The 18,379-nt window shown below is 68.7% G+C and carries 16 protein-coding genes; 6 read left to right on the top strand and 10 right to left on the bottom strand.

What is annotated here, in order from left to right; all coding sequences use genetic code 11:
• Positions 1-4: 4 nt before the first annotated feature.
• A complete protein-coding gene (locus EAO79_RS14150; RefSeq protein WP_064296933.1) occupies positions 5-925 on the bottom strand; it encodes a heme o synthase in 921 nt (306 codons plus the stop codon).
• A gap of 377 nt (positions 926-1,302) precedes the next feature.
• Between EAO79_RS14150 and tkt the strand changes: the two genes are divergently transcribed.
• The 6 genes from tkt to pgl are packed head-to-tail and all read left to right on the top strand — an operon-like array spanning position 1,303 to position 9,452.
• Positions 1,303-3,393 (top strand): transketolase, encoded by a 2,091-nt coding sequence (gene tkt / locus EAO79_RS14145; RefSeq protein ID WP_064296932.1) that lies wholly within the window; start codon positions 1,303-1,305, stop codon positions 3,391-3,393.
• A gap of 24 nt (positions 3,394-3,417) precedes the next feature.
• Positions 3,418-4,527, top strand: a complete 1,110-nt coding sequence (gene tal / locus EAO79_RS14140; protein WP_124769365.1) for a transaldolase — start codon at positions 3,418-3,420, stop codon at positions 4,525-4,527.
• Entirely contained in the window at positions 4,524-6,137 is a 1,614-nt protein-coding gene (locus tag EAO79_RS14135) for a glucose-6-phosphate isomerase (RefSeq protein WP_064296930.1), read from the top strand. Before tal ends, EAO79_RS14135 begins: the two co-directional genes overlap by 4 nt.
• Positions 6,138-6,160: 23 nt before the next feature.
• Positions 6,161-7,705, top strand: a complete 1,545-nt coding sequence (gene zwf, locus EAO79_RS14130; RefSeq protein WP_064296929.1) for a glucose-6-phosphate dehydrogenase — start codon at positions 6,161-6,163, stop codon at positions 7,703-7,705.
• Positions 7,702-8,664: a glucose-6-phosphate dehydrogenase assembly protein OpcA gene (locus tag EAO79_RS14125; protein WP_079705959.1), complete on the top strand. Its 963-nt coding sequence runs from the start codon at positions 7,702-7,704 to the stop codon at positions 8,662-8,664. The genes zwf and EAO79_RS14125 overlap by 4 nt, the downstream gene beginning before the upstream one ends.
• Positions 8,664-9,452: a 6-phosphogluconolactonase gene (gene pgl, locus EAO79_RS14120; protein ID WP_079705958.1), complete on the top strand. Its 789-nt coding sequence runs from the start codon at positions 8,664-8,666 to the stop codon at positions 9,450-9,452. Before EAO79_RS14125 ends, pgl begins: the two co-directional genes overlap by 1 nt.
• Positions 9,453-9,542: 90 nt before the next feature.
• Here the strand turns inward: pgl and EAO79_RS14115 are convergent, their stop codons facing one another.
• The 9 genes from EAO79_RS14115 to uvrC all read right to left on the bottom strand — a co-directional run bounded on the left by EAO79_RS14115 (position 9,543) and on the right by uvrC (position 18,378).
• Positions 9,543-9,905: an RNA polymerase-binding protein RbpA gene (locus EAO79_RS14115; protein WP_064296926.1), complete on the bottom strand. Its 363-nt coding sequence runs from the start codon at positions 9,903-9,905 to the stop codon at positions 9,543-9,545.
• A gap of 86 nt (positions 9,906-9,991) precedes the next feature.
• On the bottom strand, positions 9,992-10,240 hold the full coding sequence (secG, locus tag EAO79_RS14110) for a preprotein translocase subunit SecG (protein ID WP_056005661.1): 249 nt from the start codon (positions 10,238-10,240) through the stop codon (positions 9,992-9,994).
• A 135-nt stretch (positions 10,241-10,375) separates the two neighbouring features.
• Positions 10,376-11,179 (bottom strand): triose-phosphate isomerase, encoded by an 804-nt coding sequence (gene tpiA, locus EAO79_RS14105; RefSeq protein WP_124769364.1) that lies wholly within the window; start codon positions 11,177-11,179, stop codon positions 10,376-10,378.
• Positions 11,167-12,384 (bottom strand): phosphoglycerate kinase, encoded by a 1,218-nt coding sequence (gene pgk, locus EAO79_RS14100; RefSeq protein WP_124769363.1) that lies wholly within the window; start codon positions 12,382-12,384, stop codon positions 11,167-11,169. The genes tpiA and pgk overlap by 13 nt, the downstream gene beginning before the upstream one ends.
• 136 nt (positions 12,385-12,520) lie before the next feature.
• A complete protein-coding gene (gene gap / locus EAO79_RS14095) occupies positions 12,521-13,528 on the bottom strand; it encodes a type I glyceraldehyde-3-phosphate dehydrogenase (RefSeq protein ID WP_064296923.1) in 1,008 nt (335 codons plus the stop codon).
• A gap of 124 nt (positions 13,529-13,652) precedes the next feature.
• Positions 13,653-14,279: a superoxide dismutase gene (locus tag EAO79_RS14090; protein WP_064296922.1), complete on the bottom strand. Its 627-nt coding sequence runs from the start codon at positions 14,277-14,279 to the stop codon at positions 13,653-13,655.
• Between the two features lie 155 nt (positions 14,280-14,434).
• Positions 14,435-15,412 carry a DNA-binding protein WhiA gene (gene whiA / locus EAO79_RS14085; RefSeq protein WP_064296921.1) on the bottom strand — a complete coding sequence of 326 codons (978 nt, stop codon included), beginning with the start codon at positions 15,410-15,412 and terminating at the stop codon, positions 14,435-14,437.
• Between the two features lie 124 nt (positions 15,413-15,536).
• Positions 15,537-16,418: an RNase adapter RapZ gene (rapZ, locus tag EAO79_RS14080; protein ID WP_064296920.1), complete on the bottom strand. Its 882-nt coding sequence runs from the start codon at positions 16,416-16,418 to the stop codon at positions 15,537-15,539.
• Between the two features lie 34 nt (positions 16,419-16,452).
• On the bottom strand, positions 16,453-18,378 hold the full coding sequence (gene uvrC, locus EAO79_RS14075; RefSeq protein ID WP_256386801.1) for an excinuclease ABC subunit UvrC: 1,926 nt from the start codon (positions 18,376-18,378) through the stop codon (positions 16,453-16,455).
• Between the last annotated feature and the right edge of the window lies 1 nt (position 18,379).

Here is an 18,379-nt window from a genome sequence, read left to right as displayed (position 1 = left end):
CGGGTCAGAACGGGAGCAGCGGGTCGATGCCGACGGCGAGGAACAGGAGGGTCAGGTAGGTGATCGAACCGTGGAAGACACGCATCGGCGAGACGTGCTCGTGGCGGATCGCGAGGTTGTAGAGGCGGTGGGTCTCGTAGACGAACCAGCCGCCGGACAGGAGGGCGACGGCGCTGTACAGCAGCCCCATGTCGGCCACCGGGATGAGCAGGAGCGAGCAGACGACCGTCGCCCACGCGTACAGGATGACCTGGAGGCCGACCTGCGCGCGACCGCGGACGACGGCGAGCATCGGCACGCCGACGGCCTGGTAATCACTGCGGTACTTCATGGACAGCGGCCAGTAGTGGGGCGGCGTCCAGAGGAACACGACCGCGAAGAGGATGATCGGTGCCCACGAGAGCGAACCGGTGACGGCGGCCCAGCCGATGACGACGGGGAAGCAGCCCGCGATGCCACCCCAGATGATGTTCTGCTGGGTGCGTCGCTTCAGCCACAGCGTGTACACGAAGACGTAGAAGAGGATCGCGCCGACGGACAGTGCGGCCGCCAGCCAGTTGGTGGTGGCGAGGAGCCAGACCGTCGAGACGACGCCGAGCGTCCACGCGAACACGAGTGCCTCACGGGGCGTGAGCTCGCCGGTCACGAGGGGGCGCTTCTTCGTGCGGTCCATGACCGCGTCGATGTCGCGGTCGATGTAGCAGTTGAACGCCGCCGCGGAGCCGGCGCTCAACGACCCGCCGATGACGGTCGCGATCACGAGCCACCAGTCGGGCAGACCGCCCTTCGCGAGGATCATGACGGGGATCGTCGTCACGAGCAGCAGTTCCATGACCCGCGGCTTGGTGAGGGCGATGTACGCCTTCGCCTTGCGTCGGAAACCGAGCTTGGGGCTCGACACACGTTCTGCTACAGCGACGTCCATTGCTCCTCTAACGTTCGGTTCACCACGCACTGCTCGCCCGGTGCGCGGTCCGCAGACGATTCTACGACACGCGCGGACGGCTCCCTACTCACGGTGCGCAGACGCGCGGTCCCTCACCGGGTCACGCCTGTCCTGCAAGCTCTGCGACGATCCGTGACGTCGCGTGTTCGCGCTCGTCGAACATCGACCCTCGGCTGCAGGGGTTCGCTATGCTGGGAAGTGCTCGCCAGCCACTGTGCACGCGTGCGCCCCCCTTCACCCAGTTCGAAGAGCGGTGTCGTGTGCTCGGACGCCGAAGACGACGTGGGCCGCGAACGCACAGAAGAAGGCTCGACCGCTCGTCGGCCTCCTGTTCCGATGAGAAGGGTCAGTATTCAGTGGCAGATCTGCAGTGGGAAAGCATTGACAGCAAAGCAGTCGACACGGCGCGCATCCTCGCCGCCGACGCGGTGGAGAAGGTCGGCAACGGCCACCCGGGAACGGCGATGAGTCTCGCCCCCGCCGCCTACCTGCTGTTCCAGAAGGTCATGCGACGCGATCCGAAGGACCAGGACTGGCTCGGACGCGACCGCTTCGTCCTGTCGGTCGGGCACAGCTCGCTGACCCAGTACGTCCAGCTCTACCTGGGCGGCTACGGTCTGGAACTCTCCGACCTCGAGGCGCTCCGCACCTGGGGCTCGCTCACGCCGGGTCACCCGGAGTACGGCCACACCGACGGCGTCGAGATCACCACCGGTCCCCTCGGCCAGGGGCTCGCCTCCGCCGTGGGCTTCGCGTACGCGTCCCGCTTCGAGCGTGGCCTGTTCGACCCCGAGGCCGAGGCCGGCACGAGCCCGTTCGACCACTTCGTCTACGTCATCGCCGGCGACGGCGACCTGCAGGAAGGCGTCACGAGCGAGGCCTCCTCGCTCGCCGGTCACCAGCAGCTCGGCAACCTCATCGCGATCTACGACTCCAACCAGATCTCGATCGAGGACGACACCAACATCGCCTTCACCGAGGACGTCAAGGCCCGCTACGAGGCCTACCACTGGCACGTCCAGGTCGTCGACTGGAAGAAGACGGGCGAGTACGTCGAGGACGTCCACGCGCTCAACGACGCGATCGAGGCCGCGAAGGCCGAGACCGACAAGCCGTCGCTCATCATCCTCAAGACCATCATCGGTTGGCCGGCTCCCAAGAAGCAGAACTCCGGCAAGATCCACGGTTCGGCGCTGGGCGCCGAGGAGCTCGCGGCCGTCAAGGAGGTGCTCGGCTTCGACCCCGAGCAGAACTTCTTCGTCGCCGACGAGGTCATCGAGCACACCCGCAAGGCGATCGACCGCGGTGCCGAGGCACGCGCCGAGTGGCAGCAGACGTTCGATGCCTGGGCCGCGGCCAACCCGGAGCGCGCTGCGCTGCTCGAGCGTCTCGAGGCCGGCGAACTCCCCGAGGGTGTCGAGTCGGCGCTGCCCGTGTTCGAGGCCGGCAAGGACGTCTCGACCCGCGCCGCATCCGGCAAGGTGCTCAACGCCCTCGGCCCGGTCATCCCGGAGCTCTGGGGCGGTTCGGCCGACCTCGCCGAGTCGAACAACACGACGATCGAGGGCGGTGCGTCGTTCATCCCGAGCGAGCACTCCACCCACGAGTGGACCGGTAACCCCTACGGTCGCGTCCTGCACTTCGGCATCCGCGAGCACGCCATGGCCGCGATCCTCAACGGCATCGTCCTGCACGGCCCGACCCGCGCGTTCGGTGGCACCTTCCTCATCTTCAGCGACTACATGCGTCCGGCCGTCCGTCTCGCCGCGCTCATGAACGTGCCGTCCATCTTCGTGTGGACCCACGACTCCGTCGCCCTCGGTGAGGACGGCCCCACGCACCAGCCGATCGAGCAGCTCGCCTCGCTCCGTGCCATCCCGAACCTCGCCGTCGTGCGACCGGGTGACGCGAACGAGGTGGCCTACGCCTGGCTCGAGATCCTCAAGCGTCGCGGCGGCCCGACCGGCATCGCGCTGACCCGTCAGAACATCCCGGTGTTCGAGCGCGGCACGGGCGACGCCACCGGCGAGACCTTCGCTGCAGCGTCGAACGTCGCCAAGGGTGCGTACATCCTCGCCGAGGCGCCCGGCGGCACGCCGGACGTCATCCTCATCGCGACGGGCTCCGAGCTCCAGCTCGCCGTCGAGGCCCGCGAGGTCCTGCGCGGCGAGGGCGTCAACGCCCGCGTCGTCTCGGTGCCCGCACTCGAGTGGTTCGAGGAGCAGTCCGCCGAGTACCGCGAGTCCGTCCTCCCGAAGGCCGTCACCGCACGCGTCTCCGTCGAGGCGGGTCTCGGCCTGACCTGGAAGAGCATCGTCGGCGACGCCGGCCGGACCGTGTCGATCGAGCACTTCGGTGCGTCCGCCGACTACAAGACGCTGTTCCGTGAGTTCGGCATCACCACGGAGGCAGTCGTCTCCGCAGCACACGAGACGCTCGGCAAGTAGCCCGGGCGAAGGAGACAGAAGAACATGACTGAAACCCCAACCGCCCAGCTGTCCGCCGCCGGCGTCAGCATCTGGCTCGACGACCTCTCCCGCGGACGCATCCAGTCCGGTGGGCTGGAGCAGCTCATCGCCGACCGCAACGTCGTCGGTGTCACGACGAACCCGACGATCTTCGCGTCCGCGCTCAGCAACGGCGACGTCTACGCCGAGCAGGTCGCCCAGCTCGCCGCCGACGGCAAGGACGTCACCGAGGCGGTCTTCGAGATCACCACCGACGACGTGGCCGCGGCATCGAAGATCTTCCGTGGGGTCTACGACTCCTCCAACGGGTACGACGGCCGCGTGTCGATCGAGGTCGAGCCGGGCTTCGCGCACGACGCAGCCTCGACGATCGACCAGGCCAAGCAGCTCTGGGCCAAGGTCGACCAGCCCAACGCGATGATCAAGATCCCCGCGACGGTCGAGGGCCTCGAGGCCATCACCGCGGTCATCGGCGCCGGTATCAGCGTCAACGTCACGTTGATCTTCAGCCTCACCCGCTACCGCGAGGTCATCAACGCGTTCCTCACCGGTCTCGAGCAGGCCAAGGCCGCGGGCCACGACCTCTCGACGATCCACTCGGTCGCCTCGTTCTTCGTGTCGCGGGTCGACACCGAGATCGACAAGCGTCTCGACGCGATCGGCAGCCCCGAGGCGACCGCGCTGAAGAGCAAGGCCGGCGTCGCGAACGCCCAGCTCGCCTACCAGGTCTTCGAGCAGGAGTTCGCGAGCGAGCGTGCCACCGCGCTCCTCGAGGCCGGCGCCAACAAGCAGCGTCCGCTCTGGGCCTCGACGGGCGTCAAGTCCGCCGACCTCCCCGACACGCTCTACGTGACCGAGCTCGTCGCCGACGGCGTCGTCAACACCATGCCGGAGAAGACCCTCGAGGCGACCTTCGACCACGGCGTCATCACCGGCGACACCGTCACCGGCTCCTACGCGGCTGCGAACGAGGTCCTCGACGCCATCGCCGCACTCGGCGTGTCCTACGACGAGGTGACGGCGCTGCTCGAGCGTGAGGGCGTCGAGAAGTTCATCGTGTCCTGGGACGAGCTGCTCGAGACCGTGAAGACGGCTCTGGAGGCCTCCAAGTGAGCTTCAAGATCCGCGTGAGCGGCGCGGCGGAAGCCGCTGTCGCATCGGTGGTCCCGACGCTCGTCAGCGACCTCGTCGCGTCGCGCATCACGGACCAGGACCCCACGCTGTGGGGTCCTGCGGCCGAGGCCGAGGCGTCCAAGCGCCTCGGCTGGGTCCAGGCGGTCTCCATCTCCCGCCCGCTGGTCGAGCCGATCCTCGCGCTCCGTGAGCAGTTCAACGACGAGGGCATCGACCACATCGTGCTCGCGGGCATGGGCGGTTCCTCGCTCGCACCCGAGGTCATCACCAACACGTTGGGTGGCAACCTCACCGTCCTCGACTCGACCGCTCCCGGTCAGGTCCTCGCGGCCCTGGCGGACCGCCTCGAGACCTCGGTTCTCGTCGTCTCCTCGAAGTCCGGCTCCACCGTCGAGACCGACAGCCAGCGCCGTGCCTACGAGGCCGCGTTCACTGCTGCGGGGATCGACCCCGCGGGCCGCATCGTGATCGTCACCGACCCGGGCTCCCCGCTCGAGGCGGCGGCGAACGAGGCCGGCTACCGGGTCTTCAACGCCGACCCCAACGTCGGCGGTCGCTACAGCGCGCTCACCGCCTTCGGTCTCGTGCCGTCCGGTCTCGCCGGTGTCGACATCGGCGCATTGCTCGACGAGGCCGACGCGGTGCTCGGCGAACTCGCGATCGACGACGCGTCGAACCCGGGACTCATCCTGGGTGCGGCGATCGGCGGCACCGTTCCGCTGCGCGACAAGGTCGGTCTCATCACCGACGGGACGCACATCGTCGGATTCCCGGACTGGGCCGAACAGCTCATCGCCGAATCGACCGGTAAGTCCGGTCGCGGCCTGCTGCCCGTCGTGCTCAACCCGCTCGCTCCCGAGCTCGAGTCGAAGCCGGCCGACCTCCAGATCGTCCGCATCGTCGACGACGCCCACGAGTTCCACCTGCTGCGCCACGACCGCCACGAGGGCGAGATCCTCGTCAGCGGCAGCCTCGGCGCGATGATGCTGGTGTGGGAGTACGCGACCGTCGTCGCCGGGCGCCTCATCGGCATCGACCCGTTCGACCAGCCGGACGTCGAGTCCGCGAAGGTCGCCACCCGTGGTCTGCTCGACAACCGTCCGGAGCCTGAGGCACCCGCCTTCGTCGCCGACGGTGTCGAGGTCCGCGGCTCGGCCGGTCTGCTCGACGGCGTGACCACCCTGTCCGGCGCCGTCGAGGCACTGCTCGCGCAGCTCCCCTCCGACGGCTACGTCGCGATCCAGGGCTACGTCGACCGCCTTGCCTCCCCGCAGCTCGAGAGCATCCGCGACCTCGTCGCGGCGAAGGCGGCACGACCCACGACCTTCGGGTGGGGCCCGCGCTTCCTGCACTCGACGGGTCAGTACCACAAGGGCGGCCCCGCGAACGGCGTGTTCCTGCAGATCACCGAGACGGCCCCCGTCGACCTCGAGATCCCCGAGCGCCCGTTCACCTTCGGCCAGCTCATCGAGGCCCAGGCTGGCGGCGACGCCCGCGTCCTCGCCGAGCACGGTCGTCCGGTCCTCACGCTGACCCTCACGTCGCCGGACCAGAACATCGTCACCCTCTTCGACGCCGTCAACGACTAGCGCGTCACTGCACAAGGAGCTTCATGTCCCCGGTGGAAATCACCCCGGAGTCCAACCCGCTGCGGGTGGACACCGACCGACGCCTCAATCGGATCGCCGGTCCGAGCGGCCTCATCATCTTCGGCGTGACAGGCGACCTGTCCCGCAAGAAGCTGATGCCGGCCGTGTACGACCTGGCGAACCGGGGCCTCCTGCCCCCTGGCTTCTCACTCGTCGGGTTCGCCCGACGGGACTGGGAGGACCAGGACTTCATGGAGGTCGTCCACGAATCCGTCAAGCAGTACGCCCGGACCGAGTTCCGCGAGGACGTCTGGAACCAGCTCGCCCAGGGCATCCGGTTCGTCCCCGGTGAATTCGGTGACGACGCGGCGTTCGAGAAGCTGAAAGAGACCATCGAGGAACTCGATGCGGATCGCGGGACGATGGGCAACCACGCGTTCTACCTCTCGATCCCACCGAAGGCGTTCCCGCAGGTCACCGAGCAGCTCCGTCGCTCGGGACTCGCGGAACCCGCTGACGGTCAGTGGCGCCGGGTGGTCATCGAGAAGCCGTTCGGCAGCGACCTCAAGACGGCTCGCGAGCTGAACGACATCGTGCAGTCGGTCTTCCCGTCGGACTCGATCTTCCGGATCGACCACTACCTCGGCAAGGAGACCGTCCAGAACATCCTGGCGCTCCGGTTCGCGAACCAGCTGTACGAGCCCATCTGGAACGCCAATTACGTCGACCACGTGCAGATCACCATGGCCGAGGACATCGGCGTCGGCGGTCGCGCCGGGTACTACGACGGCATCGGAGCAGCGCGCGACGTCATCCAGAACCACTTGCTGCAGCTCCTCGCCCTCACGGCGATGGAGGAGCCGATCTCCTTCAACGCCGCAGACCTGCGCGCGGAGAAGGAGAAGGTCCTCGCGGCCGTCCGCCTCCCCGACGACCTCGGGGCCGCGACGGCCCGTGGGCAGTACGCCGGTGGTTGGCAGGGCGGCGAGCACGTGCTGGGCTTCCTCGACGAGGACGGGATGAACCCGGAGTCGACGACCGAGACCTACGCGGCCATGCGGCTCGACATCAACACGCGTCGGTGGGCCGGCGTGCCGTTCTACCTGCGTGCCGGGAAGCGCCTCGGACGCCGCGTCACCGAGATCGCGGTCGTCTTCAAGCGTGCTCCGCAGTACCTGTTCGCGGAGAGCCAGACCTCGGCGCTCGGCCAGAACGCCTTGGTCATCCGGGTCCAGCCCGACGAGGGTGTCACCATCCGCTTCGGTTCGAAGGTCCCGGGTGCCGGCACCCAGGTCCGCGACGTCACGATGGACTTCGGCTACGGCCACGCCTTCACCGAGGCGAGCCCCGAGGCGTACGAACGTCTCATCCTCGACGTCCTGCTGGGCGACCCGCCCCTCTTCCCCCGTCACGAGGAGGTCGAGCTCTCCTGGAAGATCCTCGACCCGATCGAGGAGTACTGGGCCGCTCAGGACACGCCGCTCGAGCAGTACGCTCCCGGCACCTGGGGCCCGTCCTCGGCCGACGACCTCATGAACCGCGACGGACGCACCTGGAGACGACCATGATCGTAGACCTGCCAGACACGACCACGAGCAAGCTCTCGAAGGCGCTCGTGACCATCCGCGAGGACGGCGGCGCCGTCGCCCTGGGGCGCGTGCTCACCCTGGTGATCTCGACGCGGCTCGGAGCCGAGGAGGAGGCCATCGAGGCCGCCAACGAGGCCTCCCGCGAGCACCCCATGCGGGTCATCGTCCTCTCCACGGAGCACGACGACCAGCACTCCTCCATCGGAGACCGGCTCGATGCCCAGATCCGCGTCGGCGGCGACGCCGGAGCGAGCGAGGTGGTCATCCTGCGCGCCTACGGTGCGGTCGCCGAGAACGAAGAGAGCCTCGTGACCGGTCTGCTCCTGCCCGACGCGCCCGTGGTCGCCTGGTGGCCGGGAGAGGCACCGGAACGCGTCTCGACGTCACCGATCGGCCGCATCGCCCAGCGTCGCATCACCGACGCGTCCGCGGCGGCGGACACCCACGCCGCCCTCCGCGGTCGCGCGGCGAACTACGCCCCCGGAGACACGGACTTCGCGTGGACCAGGCTCACGCTCTGGCGTGCACAGCTCGCGGCGGTGCTCGACCAGCCGCCGTACGAGCCCGTCACGGCGATCGAGGTGTCCGGAGCATCGGACTCCCCGTCGACCGAGCTGCTCGCCGCCTGGCTCCAGCTGCAGTTGCAGGTCGACGTGACCCACGAACTCAGCATGGCGCACGGGTCGAGCGGCATCCACGGTGTCCGCCTCACGCGGGCGTCCGGCAACGTCGTCCTCGAGCGACCCGTTCCCGACATCGCGACGCTGATCCAGCCCGGACAGCCGACGCACGACCTCTCGCTCCCCCGTCGCAGTCTGCGCGACTGCCTCGCCGAGGAGCTGCGCACGCTCGACCCGGACGTCCTGTACGGACAGGTCATCACCGTGGGCCTCCCCGGCCTCGGCGAGCCGGTCACGCTCCGCGCTCGGACCAGCTGATGCCGACCGAGCGACGCGTCCTCGTCTACCAGGACCGCGACCAGCTGACGACCTCGGTCGCCAAGCGGTTCCTCTCCCGAACCCGTGAACTGCTCGAGTCGCAGGAGACGGTCCACGTCGTCCTGACCGGCGGTACGGTCGGCACGGGGACGCTCGCCGCCGTGGCCGCGTCGAAGGACCGCGACCGGGTGGACTGGTCCCGGGTGCACCTCTGGTGGGGGGACGAGCGCTGGGTCGCTCGGGACGACGCCGATCGGAACGAATTGCAGGCACGCGAGGCCTTGCTGGAGACCCTGCTGGCGCTTCCGGAGCGTGGCCTCGTCGCCGAACACGTGCACGGATACCCGGCGCCGGAGGACGGCATCGACCTCGACGCCGCTGCGGTGCGCTACGCGGACGAGCTCCGTCGGTTCGCGCGGCCCGGCGAGGACCACCCGCGGTTCGACATCACGTTCCTTGGTGTCGGTCCCGACGGTCACGTCGCATCGCTCTTCCCCGAGCGGGCCGAGGTCTCGGTCACCGACACCTCGGTGGTCCCGGTGCGGAACTCCCCCAAGCCGCCGTCGGAACGACTCAGCCTGACGCGGCCGGCCATCAACTCCTCCGTGCGGGTCTGGCTCGTGCTCGCCGGCACCGACAAGGCGTCGGCACTCGGCCTCGCCCTCGCGGGTGCCAGCTACAACGAGGTCCCCGCCGCCGGGGCCAAGGGACGCAAACGGACGGTGTTCTTCGTCGACCAGGATGCGGCCGCAGAGGTCCCGGATTCACTGATCCTCCCGGAGTACTAGCGGAAGGCCGGTCGGCGAGCCGGTGCCGCTATGCAGAAAGGCCGTTCCCCGAGGGGAACGGCCTTTCCGCGTATGTAGTGCTGTGTCCGGCTACTTCGCTGCCGTACCGCGGCGTGCACGGAGCTGCTGGAGTGCCTCTTCGAGCAGCTGCTCCGCCTCTTCCTCCGTGCGTCGTTCCTTCACGTAGGCGAGGTGGGTCTTGTACGGCTCGAGCTTCGCGACCTCCGGCGGGTTCGCCTTGTCGCGACCGGCCGGCAGACCGGACGTCGGGCAGTCGATCGTCTCCGGGATCTCCTCGTCGGGGACGTTTGCCGCGAAGTGGCGGACCGTCTCGTTGCCGAGGGCGTCCCAGTAGGAGATGGCGATGCGGTCCGCGTGGTAGCCGTGGTCCTGCTCGCCCATGGGACCGGCGCCGACGCGTGATCCCCTGATAGCGCTTCCGCCTGATGCCATGGTGTTTCCTCTTTCTCGTACTGTCGAGAGTGGTTCGGGTGTGGTGCGTCGAGTTGCGTCCCCGGGATCGGGGCTTCGCGGCCGGTCTAGGCGGCGGCGAACTTCGTCAGGAGCCCGATCACGACGATGCAGGCACCCCAGGTCAGGCCGAGGATGACGGTGAAGCGGTTGAGGTTGCGCTCGGCGACCCCTGACGAACCGAGGTTGCTGGAGGAGCCGCCGCCGAACATGTCGGACAGACCGCCGCCGCGGCCCTTGTGCAGCAGGATCAGGAAGGTGAGCAGGAGGCTGGTGATGCCGAGCAGCACCTGCAGGATGACCTGGAGAATCTCCACGTGAGACCTTTCGCATTCGCGTTCAGAGGGGCTGAACCGCCGTCCAGTATACCTCGACGGTTCAGCGGACACGGCTCGGCCCGCGGCTGGTGCCGCGGGCCGAGCCGTGTCGGTGCTGCTGGTGCAGCAGGTCGGTCAGAGCCCGACGTGCTGCGAGAAGCGGGCGATCCCGGCGAACTCCTCGGCGAGCAGGCTCGCGCCACCGACGAGGGCACCGTCGACGTCGGGTTCGCGCATGAAACCGGCGATGTTCGAAGCCTTCACCGAACCGCCGTAGAGGATCCGCGTGCGCTGCGCCGCCTCGTCGCCGAGGACCTCGGCGAGCGTGCTGCGGAGAGCGGCTGCGACCTGCTGCGCCTGGTCGGGCGTCGCCGCCTGACCGGAACCGATGGCCCACACCGGCTCATAGGCCACGACGATGTCCGCGTCTGGTGCGAGTCCGTCGATGGCCGCCTTGAGCTGTGCCACGGGGACGGCCGACGGGCCGTGTTCCTCGAGGTCTTCGGCGGTCTCGCCGATGCAGATGACGGGGACGAGGCCGTGTCGCACGGCTGCGGCCGTCTTCGCCTGGATGACCTCGTCGGTCTCGTTGTGCAGGGTGCGGCGCTCGGAGTGTCCGACGAGCACGTAGCGGCAGTCGAGCTTCGCGAGGAACGCTCCGGAGATCTCACCTGTGTAAGCGCCAGAGTCGTGCTGCGACAGGTCCTGCGCGCCGTAGGCCAGCTTGAGCTTGTCGGCGGCGACGATCGTCTGGACCGAGCGGAGGTCCGTGAACGGTGGGAAGATCGCCACCTCGGCGTCGGCATAGTCGTGCTTGCCGTCCTTGAGCGTCCAATCGAGCTTCTGGACGAGGGCGATCGCCTGGAGGTGGTCCAGGTTGAGCTTCCAGTTGCCGGCGATCAGGGGCACACGCGTGCGCCCGGGGGTTACTGCTGCCATCCGAGGACCTCCAGTCCAGGCAGACGCTTGCCCTCGAGGAACTCGAGGCTGGCGCCGCCACCAGTTGAGATGTGACCGAACTGGTCATCATCGAAGCCGAGCGCACGTACCGCTGCGGCCGAGTCACCGCCACCGACGACGCTCAGGCCGTCCGTGCGGGTGAGTGCTTCAGCGACCGCGCGCGTACCGGCGGCGAAGGGCGCGAGTTCGAACACGCCCATCGGGCCGTTCCAGAACACCGTCTTGGACGCGGCGACGATCTCGGCGAAGGCTGCAGCCGTGTCCGGTCCGATGTCGAGTCCGAGTCCTGAGGCACCGAACGGGGTGTCCTCGATGGCGTCGGCCGGGCGCACGACGTGCTCGGCGTCGGCACCGAACGCCGAGGCGACGACGACGTCGGTCGGCAGGACGATCGTCACGCCGAGCTCGTCGGCCTTCGCGAGGTACCCGCGGACGGTCTCGATCTGGTCCGCTTCGAGCAGGCTCGAGCCGACGGCGTGCCCCTGGGCGGCGAGGAAGGTGAACAGCATGCCACCGCCGATGAGCAGCGAGTCGACGCGCGGCAGCAGATGGCCGATGACGCCCAGCTTGTCGGACACCTTCGAGCCGCCGAGGACGACCGTGTAGGGGCGCTCCGGGGTCTCGGTGAGACGGTCGAGGACCTCGAGCTCGGCGGCGATGAGCAGCCCGGCAGCGCTCGGGAGCAGCTTCGCGAGCTCGTACACGCTCGCCTGCTTCCGGTGGACGACACCGAAGCCGTCGGAGACGACGACGTCGCCGAAGGCGGCGAGCTTGGCGGCGAACGCCTCGCGCTCTCCGGCGTCCTTGCTGGTCTCGGCGGAGTTGAAGCGCAGGTTCTCGAGCAGGACGACGTCGCCGTCGGTCTGTGCTGCGACGGCGTCGGTCGCGGCACTGCCGACGGTGTCGGCGGCGAAGGTCACGGGCTTGCCGAGGAGTTCGGACAGTCGCTGCGCGACGGGCGCAAGGCTGTACTTCGCGTCGGGTGTGCCGTCGGGGCGGCCGAGGTGCGAGACGACGACGACACGCGCACCCTGGTTGATGAGCGCGTTGAGGGTGGGGAGTGCCGCGCGGATGCGGCCGTCGTCGGTGATGACGCCGTCCTTGAGCGGAACGTTGAGGTCGAGGCGGACGACGGCTCGGCGACCGCTGAGGTCGCCCAGCGAGTCGAGGGTGCGGAGGGTCATGAGGAGGGTCTTTCTCTGCGCTGAGCCACGACCACCGACGAAGCCGAACGGGCGCCCCGAAGATGATTCAGGACGCCCGTTCGGACCATGCGGTGTCTGGCTGCTCGGGTGAGGAGTGCGGCAGACAGCCGGTTGGTTAGAGGCGGTCCGCGACGTACTCGGTGAGGTCGACGAGGCGGTTCGAGTAGCCCCACTCGTTGTCGTACCACGAGGCGACCTTGACCTGCGAGCCGATGACCTTGGTGAGGCCGGCGTCGAAGATCGAGGAGTGCGGGTCGGTCACGATGTCGCTCGAGACGATCGGGTCCTCGGTGTACTTCAGGATGCCCTTGAGGGGACCCTCGGCGGCAGCCTTGTACGCGGCGTTGATCTCCTCGACCGTGGCCGGGTTGGTCAGCTCGACCGTGAGGTCGGTGATCGAACCGGTCGGGACCGGGACGCGCAGGGCGTAGCCGTCGAGCTTGCCGACGAGCTCCGGGATGACCAGGCCGAGTGCCTTGGCTGCACCGGTGGAGGTCGGGATGATGTTGACGGCGGCGGCGCGTGCACGACGGAGGTCGCTGTGCGGGCCGTCCTGCAGGTTCTGGTCGGCGGTGTAGGCGTGGACCGTGGTCATGAGGCCACGCTCGATGCCGAAGTTGTCGAGCAGGACCTTGGCGAGCGGCGCGAGGCAGTTCGTCGTGCAGGACGCGTTCGAGATGATGTCGTGCGTCGCTGCGTCGTAGGTACCCTCGTTGACGCCGAGGACGATCGTGGCGACGTCGCTGCCCGTGGCGGGAGCCGAGACGAGGACCTTCTTGGCGCCGGCGGTGATGTGCTTGCGGGCGTCGTCGGACTTCGTGAAGCGACCGGTCGACTCGATGACGATGTCGACGCCGAGCTCGCCCCAGGGGAGGTCGGCGGGGTCGCGCTCCGCGAGCACGATGATGGGCTTGCCGTTGACGATGATCTTGTCGCCGTCGAGCTCGACCGTCGCGTCCAGACGACCCGTGATGGAGTCGTACTTCAGGAGGTGGGCGAGCGCCTTGTTGTCGGTGAGGTCGTTGACAGCGACGATCTCGAGGTCGCTGCCCTTGGCGAGGGCGGCGCGGAAGAAGTTGCGGCCGATGCGGCCGAAGCCGTTGATGCCGATCTTGACGGACACAGATGACTCCTGATACTGAGGCGCCAGACGGCGCGATTGTACGGTCTGCTCGGAGTGAGCGCCCTCCCCGAATGAGGAGGAAGGTGGTCCGTCCCGGCCCGTGGGACCGGGACGGACCGGTCAACTACGACAGTACCAGCAGGCCGTTGGTCTGCTTGCGCGCGACCTCGAAGCGTGCCTGGACGTCGGCCCAGTTGACGATGTTCCAGAACGCCTTGACGTAGTCGGCGCGGACGTTCTTGTAGTCGAGGTAGTAGGCGTGCTCCCAGACGTCGAGCAGCAGCAGCGGGACGGTGCCGGCCGGGAAGTTGCCCTGCTGGTCGAAGAACTGCTGGATGTTGATGCGCTGTCCGAGGGTGTCCCAGGTGAGCGCGGCCCATCCGGAACCCTGCACGCCGAGCGCAGCGGCGGTGAAGTGCGCCTGGAACTTGTCGAAGCTGCCGAAGTACTCGTCGACGGCCGACTCGAGCTCGCCGGTCGGCTTGTCGCCGCCGTCCGGGGAGAGGTTGTTCCACCAGATGGTGTGGTTGACGTGACCGCCGAGGTTGAACGCGAGGTCCTTCTCGAGCTTGTTGACGTTCGTGAAGTCGTTGGCGTCGCGGGCCTCAGCGAGCTTCTCGAGGGCCGTGTTCGCGCCAGCCACGTAGGTGGCGTGGTGCTTGTCGTGGTGGAGCTCGGTGATGGTCGCACTGATGTGCGGCTCGAGCGCACTGTAGTCGTACGGCAATTCGGGCAGTGAGTAAACAGCCATTCTTCGTGATCTCCTCGTGTTGTCCCGTGCGCTGTCTGCACACGGCTCTGAGCGTCATCACCCAGTCTAGTGAGCGGCAACCGTCGGGAGTCGGGGCTTGTTCCCAGCATGACGAACCGCGACGATGGCGGGTCGGCGAGGATTCACGAGCTGTTTCAGTCCTCGTAATCCGCCGGGAGGTTGGCGTCGGTGCCCGGGATGCCGAGATCGCTCGCGTGCTTGTCCGCCATGGCGAGCAGGCGCCGGATGCGGCCGGCGATGGCGTCCTTCGTCATCGGAGGGTCGGCGAAGTGGCCCAGTTCGTCGAGGCTGGCCTCACGGTGGTCGAGGCGCAGGGCACCGGCGTACTGCAGGTGGTCGGGGACCTCGTCGCCCAGGATCTCGAGGGCGCGCTCGACGCGCGCGCAGGCCGCCACGGCCGCCTGGGCGGAGCGGCGCAGGTTGGCGTCGTCGAAGTTGACGAGGCGGTTCGCGGTCGCCCGGACCTCCTTGCGCTGCCGCATCTCCTCCCAGGAGGTGACGGTGCCGGTGGCCCCCATGAGCGACAGCATGCCGCTGATCGCGTCGCCCTCGCGGATGACGACGCGGTGGATGCCGCGGACCTCCCGCGCCTTCGCGGAGACACCGATGCGGCCCGCGGCACCGACGAGCGCCATCGCGGACTCGTTGCCGGGGCACACGACGTCGAGCGACGCCGATCGGCCGGGGTCGGTGAGGGACCCGGTGGCGAGGAACGCCCCCCGCCAGACGGCGGCGAGTTCGTCGCGCGACCCGGTGGTCAGCCGGTTCGGCAGCCCGCGGACCGCACGCCGTCGGGCGTCCAGGAGTCCGGTCTGCCGGGCGAGGGTCTCGCCGCCCTCGATGACGCGCACCACGAACAGGCTCGGTTTGCCCGAGCTGCCGGGGTTCTGCACGAGGATCTCGCTGCGGATCCCGTAGAGCTCGCCGATGTCACGACGCACCCGCTGCGCGAGGGTCGGACTGTCGAGTTCGGCTTCGATCGCCACGCGCCCGGAGATCGTGTGGAGTCCGCCGGAGAAGCGGAGCAGGGACGCGAGTTCGGCCGCTCGGACCGAGTTGCGGGTCTCGCGGACGAGCGCCAGTTCGTTCTTGACGTCGGCGGTGAGGGCCACGGTGGTTCCTATCTGTCGTGATCGCGCCGTCGGAGTGCGGCGTCGATCCTGCATGTTCGCGATCCGGAGGCGTGGTGCCTCGGACCGTTCGGGCTCCGCCGCGGCTGCGTCGGGCCCGTGGGCGTCATTCGCGCCCGAGGTCTCGGTGCCGGACGTGCACGGCGACGCCGGACTGGTTCCGCAGCCGGTCGGCGAGTTCGAGGGCGACCGCGACCGAGCGGTGCTTGCCCCCCGTGCAGCCGACGGCGATGGTGACGTGACGCTTGTTCTCGCGCTGGTACCCGGCGAGGACGGGTTCGAGGGCGTGGGCGTAGCTCTCGAGGAACTCGGCGGCTCCGGTCTGCGAGAGCACGTACTCACTGACCTCGGGGTCCTGACCGCTCAGCGCACGCAGCTCCGGAACCCAGAACGGGTTCGGGAGGAACCGCATGTCGGCGACGAGGTCCGCATCAGGCGGCAGGCCGTACTTGAACCCGAAGCTCAGCACGGTGACCTGGACACCCGGTGTCTCCGCGCCGGCGAAGAGCTCACGGGTGGTCGTGGCGAGCTGGTGGATGTTGAGGTCGCTCGTGTCGATGATGACGTCGCTCGACTCACGGATCTCGCTCAGTCGGTGACGCTCCGCCACGATGCCGTCGAGGATCGTGCCTTCGCCCTGCAGCGGGTGCGGCCTGCGGACGGCTTCGAACCGGCGGACTAGCGCCGCGTCGGTCGCCTCCAGGAAGATCATGCGGAGGTGCGTCCCGCCCCGGAGCGCCGGCACGATCTCCTGCAGCTCGCTGAAGAAGTCGCGGCCGCGGACGTCGACCACCGCGGCGATCCGCGGCAGACGTGATCCGGCGCGCTCGGCGAGGTCGACGAGGGGACGGAGCATCTGCGGGGGCAGGTTGTCGACGACGTACCAGCCGAGATCCTCGAGCGCGTTCGCGACGGTGGAGCGTCCGGCGCCGGACATCCCCGTGACGATGAGGACTTCCTGCTGGTGCTGCGGCTGGCCCGGGGTCATCGACACGCTTTCCTCGAAGGTCTGAAGTCCCAGCCTACCCATTCCGCGAGGCCTGCGAGGGCTGTGCGGAGCCGGAGGTCAACGCCTCGTGCACCGTGGCCGCCAGTTTGTCGCCGATGCCCTTGACCTCGGTGATCTCGGCCGGCGTCGCGGTCTTCAGGCGGGCGACGGATCCGAAGTGCTTGAGCAGCTCACGGACCTTCGCCGGACCGAGCCCCGGGATCTCGCCGAGGACGGTCGAGATGTCGCGCTTCCGCTTCTGTCGCTGGAAACTGATGGCGAACCGGTGCGCCTCATCGCGGACCCGCTGGAGGAGGAACAGGGCTTCGCTCCCCCGCGGCAGGATCACCGGATACGGGTCGTCGGGCAACCAGATCTCCTCCAGTCGCTTCGCCAGTCCGCACAGGGTGATCCCGGTCAGGCCGGACTCCCCCAGCGCACGTGCGGCGGCGGCGACCTGTGGTTGCCCGCCGTCGACGATGAGGAGCTGCGGCGGGTAGGTGAACTTCCGGCGCTTGCGCTCCCCCGTGGTCTCGTCGACCGTCTCGACGGGCTCGGACGACGTCAGGTGCGCGAGTCGCCGGGAGACGACCTGGTAGATCGAGTCGGTGTCGTCGGTGGACTCGGCGACGCCGAAGCGGCGGTACTCGTCCTTGCGGGACAGCCCGTCCTCGAAGACCACCATCGACGCCACGATGTTGGTACCGCTCAGGTGCGAGACGTCGAAGCACTCGATCCGGAGCGGCGCCTCGGGCATCCCGAGCGCGTCGCGGATGTCCTCGAGCGCCTGTGTCCGGGCGACGAAGTCGGAGCTGCGTCGGGTCTTGTAGAGCATGAGTGCCTGCTTGGCGTTGACGACCGCGGTCTCCATGAGCGTCGCCTTCTCGCCGCGCTGGGCGACGCGGAGGGCGACCTTCGAGCCGCGGCGTTCGGCCAGCCAGTCCTCGAGGCTCTCGGCGTCGTCCGGCAGTTCCGGGACGAGCACCTCTCGCGGGACCTCGGTCCCGTTCGCGGCGGCGTACACCCGTTGGACGACGCTGTCGACGAGCTCGGCGGTGGACATGTCGAGCTCCTTGTCGACGGTCCACGACCGCACACCGCGGATGCGGCCGCCACGGACGATGAACTGCTGCACCGACGCGGCGAGCTCGTCGTGGTCGATGCCGAACAGGTCGGCGTCCACGGCGTCGCGCAGGACGACCGCGCTCTTCGCGAGCACCTGGTCGAGTGCCTGGAGCTGATCCCGGTAGACGGCCGCGGACTCGTAGTCCTGGCGGGCCGCTGCGGCCTTCATGTCGGCGGTGATGCGCGTCGTGAACCGGCGGTCGTTGCCGACCATGAACGAGACGAAGTCGTCGACGATCGCGCGATGCTCCTCGATGGTGACCTTGCCGGAGCACGGGCCGCCGCACCGCCCGATCTGCCCGGGGAAACAGGGCTTCCCCGAGGCCATGGCGCGCTTGTACGCCGAATCGGAGCAGGTGCGGATCGGGAAGACCTTGATCATGAGGTCGACCGTGTCGTGGACGGCCCAGATCTTCGGGTACGGACCGAAGTACTTGGCCCCCGGGATCCGGGTGTTCCGGGTGACCATGACGCGCGGCGCCTCGTCACCGAGGGTGACCGCGAGGTACGGGTACGACTTGTCGTCGCGGAACTTGACGTTGAACGGCGGGTCGTACTCCTTGATCCACGTGTACTCGAGCTGCAGCGCCTCGACGTCGCTGCCGACCGTCGTCCAGGTGACCCCGGTCGCGGTCGTCACCATGCGGCGCGTGCGCTCGTGGAGGGTGTGCAGGGGCGCGAAGTAGTTGCTGAGCCTCGCCCGGAGGTTCATCGCCTTGCCGACGTAGAGCACCCGGCCCGAGTCGTCGCTGAAGCGGTACACGCCGGGCATGGTGGGGATCTCCCCCGCCTTCGGCCGGTACGCCAGACCACTTCCGCCGCGGACGGCCGCCACG

Origin of the sequence: Plantibacter sp. PA-3-X8 (genome assembly GCF_003856975.1) — a bacterium.
GTDB lineage: Bacteria > Actinomycetota > Actinomycetes > Actinomycetales > Microbacteriaceae > Plantibacter > Plantibacter auratus.
Note: the sequence above shows the minus strand (reverse complement) of the source record. Positions and strands in the feature narration are given on the sequence as shown.

Coding starts and splice junctions, on each gene's coding strand:
- EAO79_RS14150 (WP_064296933.1), bottom strand. CDS start 925: ATGGACGTCGCTGTAGCAGAACGTGTGTCGAGCCCCAAGCTCGGTTTC.
- tal (WP_124769365.1), top strand. CDS start 3,418: ATGACTGAAACCCCAACCGCCCAGCTGTCCGCCGCCGGCGTCAGCATC.
- zwf (WP_064296929.1), top strand. CDS start 6,161: ATGTCCCCGGTGGAAATCACCCCGGAGTCCAACCCGCTGCGGGTGGAC.
- EAO79_RS14125 (WP_079705959.1), top strand. CDS start 7,702: ATGATCGTAGACCTGCCAGACACGACCACGAGCAAGCTCTCGAAGGCG.
- pgl (WP_079705958.1), top strand. CDS start 8,664: ATGCCGACCGAGCGACGCGTCCTCGTCTACCAGGACCGCGACCAGCTG.
- EAO79_RS14115 (WP_064296926.1), bottom strand. CDS start 9,905: ATGGCATCAGGCGGAAGCGCTATCAGGGGATCACGCGTCGGCGCCGGT.
- tpiA (WP_124769364.1), bottom strand. CDS start 11,179: ATGGCAGCAGTAACCCCCGGGCGCACGCGTGTGCCCCTGATCGCCGGC.
- pgk (WP_124769363.1), bottom strand. CDS start 12,384: ATGACCCTCCGCACCCTCGACTCGCTGGGCGACCTCAGCGGTCGCCGA.
- EAO79_RS14090 (WP_064296922.1), bottom strand. CDS start 14,279: ATGGCTGTTTACTCACTGCCCGAATTGCCGTACGACTACAGTGCGCTC.
- rapZ (WP_064296920.1), bottom strand. CDS start 16,418: ATGACCCCGGGCCAGCCGCAGCACCAGCAGGAAGTCCTCATCGTCACG.